The organism is Nocardioides sp. IC4_145 (genome assembly GCF_011250565.1).
Classification (GTDB): domain Bacteria; phylum Actinomycetota; class Actinomycetes; order Propionibacteriales; family Nocardioidaceae; genus Nocardioides.
In genome coordinates, this window is sequence record NZ_JAANMS010000001.1 from 101,290 (window position 1) to 114,286 (window position 12,997).

Here is a 12,997-nt window from a genome sequence, read left to right on the forward strand (position 1 = left end):
ACTGGGCGGCATGTCCTCGCTGCTGCCCCTGCTGACCCTCCTGCTGGTCGCGCTCGTCGTCGCAGGGGTGGTCGCCGTCTACGCGACCAGGATGCAGACGCGGGCACGTCGCCGGGCGACCGGGGCGGACGCGGACCGTCGGACCCGCGAGCTGGTGCTCGCTCCGACGCCGCTCGTCGCGCGGGACAACGAGGTGGTGACCGCACGGGTGAAGCTCACCGTGCGTCAGGACCCCGAGGGCATCGGCGGCTGGCGGGAGGACGACGTACGGCCCCTGGAGGTGCTCGTCGTCGCCACGCTCCGGGCGTGGGCCGAGGAGCTGCCGGCCACGGAGCTGCTGGCAGGGCACCACGCGGTGGCCGACCGCCTGCAGCGGGTCGTGCGGCTCGCCCCCGTCGGGCACGACGTCCGGGTGGTCGTGCGGCTGGAGCGCGGCATGCCGGCGACCGTCGAGCTCGGTGAGCAACGGACGGCGGTGCGGGTGGTCGAGGACTGACGATTCTCCCGCATCCGGGAATGTACCCCGGGGGGGTATGTGTTCGGGTCGGCATGGATCACTCCACGCACCCACACCACCCCCACGCCACGGCGAGCCGGTCGATGGCCGTCAGCGCCACGCTCCACTGCCTCAGCGGTTGCGCGATCGGCGAGATCGCCGGCCTGATGATCGGCACCGCCCTCGGCCTGTCGAACGGCTGGACCATCGTCCTGGCGGTGGGCCTGGCGTTCCTCTTCGGCTACGCGCTCTCGACCCTGCCGCTCGTCCGCACCGGCCTGGGCGTCGGTGCCGCGCTGGGCATCGTGCTCGCCGCCGACACGCTCTCGATCGCGACCATGGAGGTCGTGGACAACGCCGTCATGGCGCTCGTGCCCGGCGCGATGGGCGCCGGCCTGGTCGACGTCACGTTCTGGGTCGCCATGCCGGTCGCGCTGGCGGTCGCGTTCGCCGCGGCCTACCCGCTCAACCGGTACCTGCTCGCGCGGGGCAAGGGGCACGCCCTCACCCACGCGTTCCACGGCGCCCCGGCCGAGCCCACCGGCTACCGGCGGTTCATCCCGGCGATCGCGACCTCGACGCTCGTCGCCGCCATCGCCGCGTTCCTGCTCGGCGGGCTCGTCGTCTCGGCCGCGGACGCCCTCGGCACGGACGGCAGCGGCCACGCCGCCCCCGCAGCCGTGACGCCGGCCGACCCGCCGGTCAGTGGACGAGCTTGAGCCCGATGACGCAGCCGACCAACCCGGCGATCAGCAGCACGCGGGCGACGCTGACCGGCTCGGCACCGGTGGCCATGCCGAAGGCGACCGTGAGCGACGCGCCGATGCCCACCCACACGGCGTACGCCGTGCCGATGGGGAGGGTGCGCATCGCGTAGGCGAGGCCGGCCATGCTCGCCGTGAGCGCGACCGCGAAGACGATCGACGGCGTCAACCGCGAGAAGCCCTCCGACCGGCCGAGCGCGACCGCCCACACCGCCTCAAGACCTCCGGACAGGACCAGCACGAACCACGCCACGACGACTCCTCGCGGCCGTCTTGTCGCTGTCCGGGTACGGCTCCCTCGTCCGGCGAGCCGCTTCGGCCCACTCCCGAGGCTAACAAGCCTCAGGGACGGCGGACGCGGTTCCGTGCGAGGGTCAGCGCGAGCCAGCCGAGCAGCCCGCCGGTGACGGCGCCGACGGTGTTGGAGAGCCAGTCGTCGGTCGAGCACGAGCGACCGAGCGCCGGCACGACTGCCTGCAGCGTCTCGATCGCGGCGCACAGCAGGCTGGCCCCGAGGACGGCCAGGGCGGGGCAGCGCGACGCCACGGCAGCGAGGAGGGCGGGGGCGACGAGGAGGACGACGTTCGCGGCGAGCTCCACCCGGCCGGGGGTCGGCAGCGTCCAGGCGACCTCGCAGCGGGAGAACAGCTCGCGGCCGACCGGCACCAGCGTCAGCGCCACCACCGGCACCAGCGAGAGGACCGTCGCCGCCCACGCGAGCCGCGGGCGGGCGCTCAGCCACGCTCCGACGAACGGGCCGACGACGACGAGCAGCAGCAGCGCCGTGGGGGAGAGCCAGGGGTGCTCGACGAGGACGGTCGTGATCACTGCGGGGTGCCTTGCACGGCGACGAGGGTACGGCGCGCGGTCGGCGTCGCGGGACGGCAGGTGGGTACCGGCGGCGCATGAGCGACGCACCCCGCCACGTGTCCGTCGAGTGGCTCCACGAGCACCTCTCCGACCCCACCCTGCGCGTCCTCGACGCGACGGTGCACCTGTCCTTCGACGCCGACGGGGCGCACGTCGAGCCGGGGCGGGAGAGCTACGAGCGCGGGCACGTGCCGGGCGCGGCCTTCGTCGACCAGGTCGCCGGGCTGAGCGACCCCGAGGGCGAGGCGCCGTTCGCCGCCGTGGCCAGCGAGCGGTTCGCCGCCGTCGTCGGCGAGGCCGGGGTCGGGGACGAGCACCGCGTCGTCGTCTACGACTCGGTCAACGGCATCTGGGCGACGCGGCTGTGGTGGCAGTTCGGGCTGGAGGGCAACGACAACGTGTCGGTCCTCGACGGCGGGCTCGCGGCCTGGCAGGCGGCCGGCTACGAGACGACGACCGGCACCGAGACCTACCCGCCCACGACCTTCACCGTGCGCCGCCGTCCGGAGCGGATCAGCCACACCGCCGACGTCGAGCGCGCCGTCGACGACCCGGGCGTGCTGCTCGTCAACGCTCTCGACCGCGACACCTTCGCCGCCGGCCACATCCCCGGCAGCGTCAACGTGCCGTTCGGCGAGCTGGTCGGCCCGGACTGGCGGATGCGTCCGCTCGACGAGCTGCGCGGCCTGTTCGAGTCCGTCGGCGCGCTCGACCCCGGCAAGCAGCCGGTGACCTACTGCGGCGGCGGCATCGCCGCGACCGCAGCCGCGCTCGCTCTCATGGAGCTCGGGCGTGACGACGTCGCGGTCTACGACGGCTCCATGAACGCCTGGACCGCGGACCCCGCCCGGCCCGTCGAGACCACCTGAGGCCTCCGACGCGGACGGAGGCGCTGTGACCGACCACCCCGTGCTCATGCACACCGTCATCGATGCGCTCGAGTGCCGGCCGCTGGCGGATTTCTACCGCGAGCTGCTCGGCCTGCAGTGGCGCTCCGGCGACGAACCCCCGACCGACGGGTCGCCTGACGACGTCGACTGGCTCGTGCTCGTCGACGACGCGGGCAGGCGGGTGCTCGCCTTCCAGGACGTCCCGTCCATCAAGCGCCCCGACTGGCCTGACCACGAGGTCCCCGCCCAGATGCACCTCGACCTCCGCGTGCCCGACGTCGCAGCGCTCGAGCGCCAGCGCTGGCGTGCCGAAGAGCTCGGTGCGCGGCTGCTCCACGACCGCACCGACGACCCCGACGAGCCGCTCTACGTGCTCGCCGACCCTGCCGGCCACCCGTTCTGCCTGCTCGTCGCCCCAGGCAGCTGAGCAGGAGCCCGTTCGTCGTGCCGAGGTACTGGTTGAAGCGCCGGACCGCGCTCGGCGGCGGTCGACAACGGTGGGTGGCAGGTCAGCCGAGCAGGTGCTGGCTCAGGTCGCCGGTGAGGTCGAGCCGCATGGAGCGGGTGGCGAACCACCAGGTGCCGTCGACCCGGGTGAACGTGTCGACGTAACGACCGGCCGCGACCGCCTGCAGCGGGAGGTCGGGGGTCGCCTGGAGGACGGTGAACCGGGAGCGGCAGGTCGCGGTCCCCGCGGCCTCGTCGACGTCGACGATCGGGTTGCTGACGACGTGGTGGCTGAGCGGGCGGCCGGTCGGCTCGTGCAGCCGCACCGTGGCGGCGTACATCTCCCTGACCGCGGCCGGCCCCTCGTGGCCAACGACGCTGCCGTGCTCGAAGAGCGCCGCGACGCCGTCGAGGTCGCCGGCGTCGACGCGCTCGGCGTAGAGGTAGAGGAGGTTCTCGATCGCGCGTGCGCTGTCCACGCTCCGCAACCTAGCCGCGGGAACGGGTCCGTGCCGGAGGTATGCCGGTGGCCGCGTGCGGAACCGGTACCGCATGACCGGATGGATCGTCCTCGTCGTCGTGCTCGCCGCGATCGCTGTCGGCTACTTCCTCGCCAGCACCCGCACGGCCAAGCAGGAGCAACGCCGGATGGACGACGGCATCGCCGGCGAGCACCTCGACACCAACCTCGACCCGGGTCCGCACCCGCAGTCGCCGCACTCGGGTCCCCGGGCCCCGCGGACCGGCCCGCAGCCGCCCTTCAGCGACTGAGCCCACCGGCGCGGGTCGGCGATCTCCACGGGACCTCCACACTTCCTCGACCCGGCCCGACCGTCGGGACGCCTAGCGTCGGAGGCATGAGCCTGCGCCTCCCCCCGACCACCGCGTCCCGCCTCGGGCTCGTGGTCGCCGTCGGCACCGCCGCCCTCCTCGTCCTCGCCTCCGGCGCGCTCGGCATCGTCGGCGACGGCGGCCGCCCCGACCGCGCGTACGTCGCCGTCCCGGCCGTCCTGGTCCTCGGTTCGCTCGCCGCGCGGCTCCGGCCCCGGGGCATGGTGCTGGCGCTGGGCGCCACCGCGCTGACACAGGTCGTCGTGTCCGCCTCGGTGCTGCTCGCCGGCGTGCACGGTGACGCGTCGGTGGTCGACGTCGTCGGCATCACCGCGATGTTCGCCGGGCTGTTCGCGGCCTCGGCGGGGCTCTACACGGTCGCGGCGGGCTAGCGCCGCAGCCGGTCGTCGAAGAATGCCAGCACGGCGTCGACGGCGTCCTGGTGCCGGTGGAGGGTCAGGGTGGAGTGCTTCGAGCCGGGCAGGTCGACCCGGAGGAACGCGTCGCCGAGCTCGCGGGTGAGCGTCTCGAAGCGGGTGCCGATCATCCGGTCGCCCTGGTAGCGCAGCCCGAGCACCGAGCAGCCGGCGGCCGCCCGCTCGCGGACCACGTCCAGGTCGGCGGGGGAGAGCTGCAGGTCCGACGCGCGCCGACGCCCGAGCGGGAACGGCGTGGACGGCTGGGCCAGCACCGGCGCGGCGACCGAGTCGTCGACCATCATCGCCAGCGCGAAGCCGCCGGTGAAGCACATGCCGAGCGCTCCGACGCCGGGCCCGCCGACCTCCTCGTGCAGCTCGCGGGCCAGCGAGCGGAGCCAGCCCGCGACCGGGGTGGTCCTGCCGGCGGCCAGCATCGACATCTCCCGGCTGACGCAGATCTGCGCGAGCGCGCGACCCACTGACCGGGCACCGACCGGCGCCTCCGACGTGCCGAACAGGTGCGGCATGACGACGGTGTAGCCCGCGGCGACCAGGTCCTCGGCGTACTCGATGACGTCCGGCGAGATGCCGGGGATCTCGTGGACCAGGACCACGCCGGGTCCGTCCCCCTTGCGGTACGTCGGGTGGCTGGTGCCGGCGGCGTCGGTGTGCTCGCCATGGGTCCAGGTGTCGAGGAGCGCCATGACGCGGAGTATGGGTACCGGCGCCCCGTGACGGAACGGCGTGTCCAGCTGGTGGTGCCCCGCGGCGGACGGTGCGGGGCCTGATGCCGCTGCACGCGCTCGAGCTGGTGCCCGACGAGGCCGGCCTCGAGGCGGTCCGCCACGACTGGCAGCGGCTCCGTGACGCCGGACTGCCCTCGCAGCTCGACCACCCCGGCGCGACCAACGCGCCGCACCTGACCGTCGTCTCCGCGCCCGAGCTGCCCGACGCGGCGATCGACGTGGCTGCTGCGCGCCTCGGGTCGTTGCTGCCGTTCCGGGCGCGGTCGGCCGGCCTGCTGCTCCTCGGCGGGGACCGGCTGACCGTGGCCCGCGCGGTCGACATCGACGACGACGTCGTGCGCCGCGTGCTCGCCGTGCGCGTGCAGGTGCCGGACCGAGCCCACCTGGGCTGGCTGCCGCACGTGACGCTGGCCCGTCGGCTCGACCGGGCCGACGCCCAGCGGGCCGTCGACGTGCTCGGTCACGAGGACGTCGTGCTCACCTTCACCCGGCTGCGCCGCTGGGACCCCGACGCCGGACGCGTCACCACCGTCGCGGGCTGGTGAGCCCTGGGCGCCTCGGCGCCAGAAATCGCCGAAGGGCGGCCCCCGGTGCGTGACCGGGGAACCGCCCTTGGACGAAGCGAGTGGGAGCCGGGAGGCTCAGACAGCGCGGACGTTCTCCGCCTGCGGGCCCTTCGGGCCGGCGACGACGTCGAACTCGACGCGCTGGTCGTCCTTGAGGGACTTGTAGCCGTTGCCCTGGATGTTGCTGTGGTGGACGAAGACGTCAGCGCCGCCGCCCTCCTGGGCGATGAAGCCGAAGCCCTTGTCGTCGCTGAACCACTTCACGGTGCCGTTGGTCATGATGCATTTCCTTCGTGTCGGTAGCGGCGGGCGACCTGTTGCCCGCTGCGGGGCTGAAGACAAAGCGAGGCGCCTGATGCCGACGTGCGAGACGAAGAAGACCAAGGACAAGCGATGAGCGCGGCGGCCAGATCGGCCACCAGGTGGGGAGAACCCCCTTCAACACCGTTGACGCTACCAGGGTCGCGTGCCGATGGCACCATCCTCACGTCCAGTAGAGCAGCGGGGCGCCGGGGAGGCGGGCGGCCAGCGCGTCGGTGAACCAGCCGCGCATCTCGGTCATCGTCTCGCGCGGGTAGACGTGCTTGACGCCGCCGAACTTGGTGCGCTTGGCGGTCCGGACGGACTCGTCCATCTCGAGCCTGGTCCGCGGGTACCACCCGAGCAGCACCTCGCGGGAGCCCGGCGTGAAGCGGTGGGTGATCACCTCGGTGGTCAGGTCGAGGTCGGGGACGTCGGCCAGCGCCGTGCCCACGGCGTCCAGCAGCGCGGCGTACTGCTCCTGCCAGCCCTCGACCGGCATGACCGGCGCGATCGTGAGCCCGACGCGGTAGCCGGCGAGCGCCACCCGGCGCAGCGCCTCGATCCGGGCGGGCACGGGCGACGTGCCGCCCTCGAACCGCCCGGCGACCTCCTCGGCGTTGACCGAGACGCGCATCCGGGTGCGGCGGCCGTGGGGAAGCGCGAGCAGGTCGTCGACGGCGTCGAACTTCGTCGTGAAGCGCAGCGACACGTCGTCGCCGTACGCGCCTGTGCCGACGCGGCGCACGGCCTCGGCGAGCGAGCCGGTGAGGTGCTCGACGCCGAGCGGGTCGGTGTAGCAGGACAGCTCGTACGTCGTGCCCTCGTGGTCGCGCTCGGCGGTGCCGCTGGTGACCGCGCCGCGACCGGCGTGGGTGCCGATCCCGGCCAGGACGTCGTCGAGGTTGGCGTAGGCGCGGGTGATCGGCGGCCCGGTGAGCGAGCCCGCGAGGTAGCAGTACTGGCAGTGCGCCGGGCAGCCCCTCGCCAGGTCGATGCGCCAGTCGGCGCTGGGCGGGATCGGTTGCGGCTTGATGGCGCTGGGTGGCGCGACGACGAGCGCGAGCGTCTTCTTCGCGCGGGCGTAGACCTCGCGCTCGGAGCCCTCGTTGAGGCCGGTGAGGCGGTTGCCGGGGAGCAGGCGCACGTCGTCGACGCCGGCCGCCTCGACGCGGCGCAGCACCTCGGCGGTGTGCGGCTGCTCCGCCGCGGCGGCGGTGACCAGGACGTGCTCGGGGACCCAGGGACGTGGCAGCGGACGGGGCATCACCTGGTTCAACACCGGGTGCCGTCGGGGCGTTCCCCTATCGTCGCCCGCGTGACCGAGACCCCGCCCACGTCGGACCTCCAGCTCGACCACGAGGAGCAGCGGGTGCTCGGCGCGCTGCTCGAGAAGCAGGTGACCGTGCCGGCGTCCTACCCGATGACGCTCAGCGGCCTGCGCACCGCCTGCAACCAGACGAGCAGCCGCGAGCCGGTCACGGAGTACGACGAGCGGCTGGTCGAGCAGGTCGGCCGGCGGCTCAAGGAGCGCGGGCTGCTGCGGATCGTGTGGTCCGACACCGGCCGGCGGACGCTGAAGTACCACCAGGTGCTCGACGAGGTGCTCGGTCTCGCGGACGACGAGCGCGCGCTGCTGACGGTGCTGCTGCTCCGCGGGCCGCAGGCGCCCGGCGAGCTGCGCTCGCGGACCGACCGGCTGCACGCGTTCGCCGACCGGCAGGCGGCGGAGGCGCGCCTGCGGCGGATGGCCGAGCGTGGGCTGGTCGAGGAGCTGCCGCGTCGGCGCGGGGACCGGGACGCCCGGTGGCGGCACCTGCTCGGTGCGCCCGAGGACGTGGTCGCGGCCGTCGAGCCGGACGGCCCCGTGGTGCTGCCCGAGGACCGGGACGACCGGGTGCGCGCGTCATACGGGGCGATCGCGGCCGACTACGCCGACGCCATGGGCGACGAGCTGCCCGGGCAGCCGTTCGAGCGGTGGCTGCTCGACCGGGTCGCCGGGCACGCGGTGGCGAGCGGCCGCCCCGTGGTCGACGCCGGCTGCGGGCCGGGCCGGGTGACGGCGTACCTCGCCGCGGCCGGGGCCGACGCCACCGGCATCGACCTCACCCCCGCGATGGTCGAGCAGGCGCAGGCGCGCTTCCCGGACGCGACGTACGCCGTCGGCGACCTGCGCCGCCTGGTGCGGCCGCCGGCCGCGGACGGCTGGGCAGCGGTGCTGGCGTGGTACTCGCTCATCCACCTCGCCCCCGCCGAGCTCGGCGAGGCCGTCGCCGCGCTGGCCCGGCCGCTCGCGCCGGGCGGACTGCTGGTGCTCGGCCTGCACACCGGCGGCCCGCTGCGGGTGCGGCGGCTCGAGGAGTGGTTCGGCCACGAGGTGTCGCTCGACGTCGTGATGCACGACGTCGCCGAGGTCCGCACCGCCGTGGAGGCGGCCGGGCTCGGCGACGTCGAGTGGTACCGGCGCGGCCCGGTCGCCTCGCGGGGCGAGACGACCGAGCGGCTCTACGTGCTGGCGACCCGGGGCTAGCCCCGGCCGGCAGCGGGGCTCAGGCCGAGACCGGCTCCCGCTCGGTGCGCTGCTCGGCGACCGGCTCGTCGCCCAGGGCGTCTCCGCGGGGAGCGGCGTACGCCGCCAGGTCGAGCAGCCCCTCGCGCTTGGCGACAATTGTCGGCACGAGCGCCTGGCCGGCGACGTTGGTCGCGGTCCGGATCATGTCCAGGATCGGGTCGATGGCGAGCAGCAGCGCCACGCCCTCGACCGGCAGGCCCAGCGTCGACAGGGTCAGCGTGAGCATGACGACCGCGCCGGTGAGGCCCGCGGTCGCGGCGGAGCCGATGACCGAGACGAACGCGATGAGCAGGTAGTCCTGGATGCCGAGCTCGATGCCGAAGATCTGCGCGACGGTGATCGCCGCGAGCGCGGGGTAGATCGCCGCGCACCCGTCCATCTTCGTGGTCGCGCCGAACGGCACGGCGAAGGAGGCGTACTCCTCCGGGACCCCGAGGTTCCGCGTCGTCACGCGCTGGGTGAGCGGCATGGTGCCCACCGAGGAGCGCGAGACGAACGCGAGCTGGATGGCCGGCCAGGCGCCGGTGAAGAACTTGACAGGGGAGAGGCCGTTGAGCCTCAGGATGACCGGGTAGACCACGAGCATCACGATGAGGCAGCCGACGTAGACGTCGATCGTGAACGTCGCGAGCGGGCCGACGAGGTCCCAGCCGTAGGTCGCGACCGCGGTGCCGATGAGGCCGAGCGTGCCCAGCGGGGCGAGCTTGATGATCCACCACAGCACCTGCTGGATGACGGCGAGCGCGGAGCGCATGAAGTTGAGGAACGGCTCGGCGGCGTCGCCGGCCTTGAGCGCGGCCGCGCCGATCGCGAGCGCGACCACCACGAGCTGCAGCACGTTGAACGACACGCCGCCCTCGTCGGCGGAGAGGCCGAGGAAGTTCGCGGGGACCAGGCCGGTGAGGAAGTCCAGCCACGAGCCGGTGCCGCCGTCGTACGACGCACCCGCCGGCGCGACGTCGGCCGACTCGCCCGGGTCGGTGAGGATGCCCAGGCCCAGGCCGACGCCGACCGCCACCAGCGAGGTGACCATGAACCACAGCAGGGTCTGGCCGGCCAGGCGGGCGGCGTTCGTGACCTGGCGCAGGTTGGCGATGCTCACGATGATCGCGGTGAGCACGAGCGGCGGGACCGCGGCCTTGAGCAGGCCGACGAAGACGTCGCCGATGGTGGCCAGCGTCGTGGTCAGCCACTCGGTCCCGGTGGTGCGGGCGACCAGGCCCAGCAGCACACCGAGGACGAGGCCGGCGACGATCTGCGCCCAGAACGGGACCGTGCGCGCGGTGCGCAGGACCGAGGAGTTCGACATTCGCAGGAGCCTTTCGGGGGAGGGACTCCTGCCCAACACGTCCTCGGCTGGGGCCATGCCCCGGCCCCGGGTGAGTCGGGTCACCCCGGGGCGGGGCGTTCGGGTCGGCGGCTCAGGCCAGGTCGAGCACCACGTCGCCGAGCACGGGGGAGCCGTCGCGCTCGCCGCCGGCGATCTCGGCCGAGGCCAGGATCCGGCCGTCCTCGCGCCACCCGCGGGTGCGGATGGTCTCGCCCGGGAAGACGACGCCGGCGAACTTCGCCGCGAAGCCGCCCACTCTCGTCGCGTCGCCGTCGAGCAGCTCGTCGGTCAGCGTCCGCAGCACGATCCCGTAGGAGCACAGCCCGTGCAGGATCGGCGCGGGGAAGCCGGCCGCCTTGGCGAAGTCGGGGTCGGCGTGCAGCGGGTTGCGGTCGCCGCACAGGCGGTAGAGCAGCGCCTGCTGCGGGGTGACGTCGTACGCCGCGTCGGCGTCGGGCGCGCGCTCGGGCACGGTCACGGGCGTCGAGGAGCCGCGGTCGCCGCCGAAGCCGCCCTCGCCGCGGACGAAGATCGACGAGCGGACCCGCCACAGCTCCTCGCCGGCCGGTGACGTGGCGACGCCCTCCTGCCAGATGACGGCCGCCTTGCCCTTGTCCCACACGTCCGTGAGCGTCGTGCGGATCGTGGCCGTGCCGCTGGTCGGCAGCGGGCCGCCCGTGACGGTGATCGCCTGCGAGCCGTGGACGACCTGGGCCAGGTTGATGTCGCAGCCGGGCAGGTCCAGTGGCGGTGGGTCGGTCTCGTGGAACGTCGGCGCGACGACGCCGAAGGACGGCAGCACCTGCAGGCCCGGCCCGTCGAGGGTGTAGCGCAGCGCCGCGGCGGACAGGTTGTCGCCCGGACGCGAGCCGCCACCGATGCCGAGGTGGTAGAGCAGCACGTCGCTCTCGGACCAGCTGAACTCGCGGGAGCCGAGGTCGGCCCCGATCGCCACGGAGGGGTCGATGGGCATCAGGCGGTCTCCTTCTGGACGGTCTGCTCGGCGGTGGCCTGGGCAGCGTGCCGGCCGGCGGGCTGTGCGGCCGCGAGGTCCTCCGCGGCCAGGTAGCCGAAGACCAGCGCCGGGCCGATCGTGCCGCCGGGGCCGGGATAGGTGTGGCCCATCACCGCGGACGACACGTTCCCGGCGGCGTACAGCCCCTCCAGCACGGTGCCGTCCTCGCGCAGCACCCGGGCACGCTCGTCGGTGACCAGGCCGCCCTTGGTGCCGAGGTCACCGGGGACGATCTTGACGGCGTAGAACGGGCCCTCGTCGATGCTGTGGAGCGACGGGTTCGGCTTGACGGTGGGGTCGGAGTAGTACTTGTCGTAGGCCGACTCGCCGCGGTGGAAGTCCTCGTCGACGCCGGCGCGGGCGAACCCGTTGAACCGCTCGACGGTCCGCTCCAACGTCTCGGCCGGCACGCCGATCTCGGCGGCCAGGCCGGCGAGGCTGTCGGCCTTCTTGACGATGCCCTCCTTGAACCAGCGGCCCGGGAACGGCTGGCGCGGCATCAGGCCGGCGAAGACGTAGCGGTTGCGGTAGCGCTGGTCGATGACCATCCAGGACGGCACGTGCGGCACGCCGGTCTGCTCGCCCTTGTACATCTCGTGGACGGCCTCGACGTAGGGGAGCGCCTCGTTCATGTACCGCTCGCCGGCCTGGTTGACGATGATCGAGCCGGGCAGGTTGCGCTCGGCCAGGCAGAACCACGGGCGACCGGGCAGCGGGATCGTCGGACCCCACCAGCCGTCGTCGAGCAGGTCGGTGCGGGCGCCGACCGCCATGCCGGCGACGAGCCCGGCCCCGGTGTTGTTCTGCGAGCCGGTCGTCCACTCGGTCGAGGTGGGCTGGGGGAGGAACCTCTCGCGCAGCTCGGCGCTGCGCTCGAAGCCGCCGCTGCCGAGCACGACGCCACGACGGGCGCGGACGACCTGCTCGACACCGTCGCGCAGCACGCGTACGCCGACCACCCGGCCGCCGTCGACGACGAGGTCGCGCAGCTCGGTCTCGTAGTGGACCGGCACGCGCGCATCCATCAGGCCCTTGCGCAGCCCGATCGCGATCGCGTTGCCCATGGCGTACATCCGGCGGCGCAGCAGGCCGGAGATGATCCGCTTGATCGTCACCTTGACCATCGTCAGCGGGCCCTTGAGGGTGCGCATGCCGAGGCTGATCTTCCGGAAGTCGGCCTGCGTGACGATCATGTTCGCCGGCGCCTTGGTATACGGCGGGTGCAGGCGCTCGAGCTCGGCACCGAGGAAGCTCGCGTCCAGCGGGACCGGCTCGACGGTGCGCCCGCGGGCGCGGCCGCCCGGCTGCTCGGGGTGGTAGTCGGCGTAGTCGGGCACCCAGGTGAACCGGACCGGGGTGCGTGCCTTGAGGAAGTCCATGACCTCCGCGCCGCGGTCGACGTAGGTGTCGCGGCGGACCTTCGGGACGACGTCGCCGACGATCGAGTCGAGGTAGAGCTTGGAGTTCTCCAGCGGGTCGTCCTGGCCGACCGCCTCGAGCGCGTAGTTGCCGGGGATCCAGACGCCGCCGCCGCTGCGCGCGGTCGAGCCGCCGAACCAGCGGCTCTTCTCCAGCAGGATGGTGTCGAGGCCGCGGTCGGCGGCCGCGAGGGCGGCGGACATGCCGGCCGCTCCGGCGCCGACGACGACGACGTCGACCTCGCTCGGGAGGTCGGTCGGCGAGCCGCTGGAGGTGGCGTGAGGGTACCCCGTCATGGCGCAAAACTGTAACAGGTTCTAGCATGTCGCCAT

The 12,997-nt window shown here is 73.7% G+C and carries 17 protein-coding genes and 1 riboswitch; of the genes, 8 read left to right on the forward strand and 9 right to left on the reverse strand.

Going from position 1 to position 12,997, the window contains the following annotated elements; genetic code table 11:
- The first annotated feature begins 10 nt into the window (after positions 1–10).
- Positions 11–496, forward strand: coding sequence for a hypothetical protein (locus G6553_RS00520; protein ID WP_166188187.1), 486 nt, complete (start codon positions 11–13; stop codon positions 494–496).
- Positions 497–600: 104 nt separating this feature from the next.
- Positions 601–1,215 carry a DUF4396 domain-containing protein gene (locus G6553_RS00525; RefSeq protein WP_166188189.1) on the forward strand — a complete coding sequence of 205 codons (615 nt, stop codon included), beginning with the start codon at positions 601–603 and terminating at the stop codon, positions 1,213–1,215.
- Here G6553_RS00525 and G6553_RS00530 read toward each other — a convergent pair.
- Positions 1,199–1,513, reverse strand: coding sequence for an SMR family transporter (locus G6553_RS00530; protein WP_166188191.1), 315 nt, complete (start codon positions 1,511–1,513; stop codon positions 1,199–1,201). The genes G6553_RS00525 and G6553_RS00530 overlap by 17 nt on opposite strands.
- A gap of 10 nt (positions 1,514–1,523) precedes the next feature.
- Positions 1,524–1,587, reverse strand: a riboswitch (guanidine-III (ykkC-III) riboswitch).
- Between the two features lie 15 nt (positions 1,588–1,602).
- The gene (locus tag G6553_RS21950) at positions 1,603–2,088 is read right to left on the reverse strand and encodes a VanZ family protein (protein WP_166188193.1); all 486 of its coding nucleotides are present in this window, start codon (positions 2,086–2,088) and stop codon (positions 1,603–1,605) included.
- A gap of 77 nt (positions 2,089–2,165) precedes the next feature.
- Here G6553_RS21950 and G6553_RS00540 point away from each other — a divergent pair, with 77 nt between their 5' ends.
- Together G6553_RS00540 and G6553_RS00545 are read left to right on the forward strand one after the other, a co-directional pair.
- Positions 2,166–2,999 carry a sulfurtransferase gene (locus tag G6553_RS00540; RefSeq protein WP_166188194.1) on the forward strand — a complete coding sequence of 278 codons (834 nt, stop codon included), beginning with the start codon at positions 2,166–2,168 and terminating at the stop codon, positions 2,997–2,999.
- A 25-nt stretch (positions 3,000–3,024) separates the two neighbouring features.
- A complete protein-coding gene (locus tag G6553_RS00545; RefSeq protein ID WP_166188196.1) occupies positions 3,025–3,447 on the forward strand; it encodes a VOC family protein in 423 nt (140 codons plus the stop codon).
- Between the two features lie 82 nt (positions 3,448–3,529).
- Here G6553_RS00545 and G6553_RS00550 read toward each other — a convergent pair whose 3' ends face one another.
- On the reverse strand, positions 3,530–3,946 hold the full coding sequence (locus G6553_RS00550) for a nuclear transport factor 2 family protein (RefSeq protein WP_207619170.1): 417 nt from the start codon (positions 3,944–3,946) through the stop codon (positions 3,530–3,532).
- Between the two features lie 73 nt (positions 3,947–4,019).
- On the opposite strand from G6553_RS00550, the gene G6553_RS00555 reads away from it, so the two are divergent.
- Together G6553_RS00555 and G6553_RS00560 are read left to right on the forward strand one after the other, a co-directional pair.
- The gene (locus G6553_RS00555) at positions 4,020–4,238 is read left to right on the forward strand and encodes a hypothetical protein (RefSeq protein ID WP_166188200.1); all 219 of its coding nucleotides are present in this window, start codon (positions 4,020–4,022) and stop codon (positions 4,236–4,238) included.
- A gap of 86 nt (positions 4,239–4,324) precedes the next feature.
- Positions 4,325–4,690: a hypothetical protein gene (locus tag G6553_RS00560; protein ID WP_166188202.1), complete on the forward strand. Its 366-nt coding sequence runs from the start codon at positions 4,325–4,327 to the stop codon at positions 4,688–4,690.
- On the opposite strand, the gene G6553_RS00565 is transcribed toward G6553_RS00560, so the two are convergent.
- A complete protein-coding gene (locus G6553_RS00565) occupies positions 4,687–5,421 on the reverse strand; it encodes a dienelactone hydrolase family protein (protein WP_166188204.1) in 735 nt (244 codons plus the stop codon). The two genes, G6553_RS00560 and G6553_RS00565, sit on opposite strands and share 4 nt — an antisense overlap.
- An 83-nt stretch (positions 5,422–5,504) precedes the next feature.
- On the opposite strand from G6553_RS00565, the gene G6553_RS00570 reads away from it, so the two are divergent.
- A complete protein-coding gene (locus tag G6553_RS00570; protein ID WP_166188206.1) occupies positions 5,505–6,008 on the forward strand; it encodes a 2'-5' RNA ligase family protein in 504 nt (167 codons plus the stop codon).
- A gap of 96 nt (positions 6,009–6,104) precedes the next feature.
- Here G6553_RS00570 and G6553_RS00575 read toward each other — a convergent pair whose 3' ends face one another.
- Both G6553_RS00575 and G6553_RS00580 read right to left on the reverse strand, forming a co-directional pair.
- Positions 6,105–6,308 (reverse strand): cold-shock protein, encoded by a 204-nt coding sequence (locus tag G6553_RS00575; RefSeq protein ID WP_154611769.1) that lies wholly within the window; start codon positions 6,306–6,308, stop codon positions 6,105–6,107.
- Between the two features lie 205 nt (positions 6,309–6,513).
- The gene (locus G6553_RS00580) at positions 6,514–7,596 is read right to left on the reverse strand and encodes a radical SAM protein (RefSeq protein WP_166188208.1); all 1,083 of its coding nucleotides are present in this window, start codon (positions 7,594–7,596) and stop codon (positions 6,514–6,516) included.
- A 51-nt stretch (positions 7,597–7,647) separates the two neighbouring features.
- Here G6553_RS00580 and G6553_RS00585 point away from each other — a divergent pair, with 51 nt between their 5' ends.
- Complete coding sequence (locus tag G6553_RS00585) at positions 7,648–8,859, forward strand: DUF480 domain-containing protein (protein WP_347565420.1); 1,212 nt, start codon at positions 7,648–7,650, stop codon at positions 8,857–8,859.
- A 19-nt stretch (positions 8,860–8,878) separates the two neighbouring features.
- On the opposite strand, the gene G6553_RS00590 is transcribed toward G6553_RS00585, so the two are convergent.
- From G6553_RS00590 to kstD, 3 genes are all read right to left on the reverse strand, one after another.
- Positions 8,879–10,210: a dicarboxylate/amino acid:cation symporter gene (locus G6553_RS00590; RefSeq protein ID WP_166188209.1), complete on the reverse strand. Its 1,332-nt coding sequence runs from the start codon at positions 10,208–10,210 to the stop codon at positions 8,879–8,881.
- 112 nt (positions 10,211–10,322) lie between these two features.
- Entirely contained in the window at positions 10,323–11,204 is an 882-nt protein-coding gene (locus tag G6553_RS00595) for a MaoC family dehydratase (protein WP_166188211.1), read from the reverse strand.
- Entirely contained in the window at positions 11,204–12,961 is a 1,758-nt protein-coding gene (kstD, locus tag G6553_RS00600; protein WP_166188213.1) for a 3-oxosteroid 1-dehydrogenase, read from the reverse strand. The genes G6553_RS00595 and kstD overlap by 1 nt, the downstream gene beginning before the upstream one ends.
- Between the last annotated feature and the right edge of the window lie 36 nt (positions 12,962–12,997).

Bases quoted from the DNA above. Each gene is read 5' to 3' on its own strand.
- G6553_RS00570 (WP_166188206.1), top strand. From the start codon at position 5,505: ATGCCGCTGCACGCGCTCGAGCTGGTGCCCGACGAGGCCGGCCTCGAG.
- G6553_RS00555 (WP_166188200.1), top strand. From the start codon at position 4,020: ATGACCGGATGGATCGTCCTCGTCGTCGTGCTCGCCGCGATCGCTGTC.
- G6553_RS00595 (WP_166188211.1), bottom strand. From the start codon at position 11,204: ATGCCCATCGACCCCTCCGTGGCGATCGGGGCCGACCTCGGCTCCCGC.
- G6553_RS00540 (WP_166188194.1), top strand. From the start codon at position 2,166: ATGAGCGACGCACCCCGCCACGTGTCCGTCGAGTGGCTCCACGAGCAC.
- G6553_RS00580 (WP_166188208.1), bottom strand. From the start codon at position 7,596: ATGCCCCGTCCGCTGCCACGTCCCTGGGTCCCCGAGCACGTCCTGGTC.
- G6553_RS00565 (WP_166188204.1), bottom strand. From the start codon at position 5,421: ATGGCGCTCCTCGACACCTGGACCCATGGCGAGCACACCGACGCCGCC.
- G6553_RS00560 (WP_166188202.1), top strand. From the start codon at position 4,325: ATGAGCCTGCGCCTCCCCCCGACCACCGCGTCCCGCCTCGGGCTCGTG.
- G6553_RS00590 (WP_166188209.1), bottom strand. From the start codon at position 10,210: ATGTCGAACTCCTCGGTCCTGCGCACCGCGCGCACGGTCCCGTTCTGG.
- G6553_RS00525 (WP_166188189.1), top strand. From the start codon at position 601: ATGGCCGTCAGCGCCACGCTCCACTGCCTCAGCGGTTGCGCGATCGGC.
- G6553_RS00520 (WP_166188187.1), top strand. From the start codon at position 11: ATGTCCTCGCTGCTGCCCCTGCTGACCCTCCTGCTGGTCGCGCTCGTC.
- G6553_RS00575 (WP_154611769.1), bottom strand. From the start codon at position 6,308: ATGACCAACGGCACCGTGAAGTGGTTCAGCGACGACAAGGGCTTCGGC.
- kstD (WP_166188213.1), bottom strand. From the start codon at position 12,961: ATGACGGGGTACCCTCACGCCACCTCCAGCGGCTCGCCGACCGACCTC.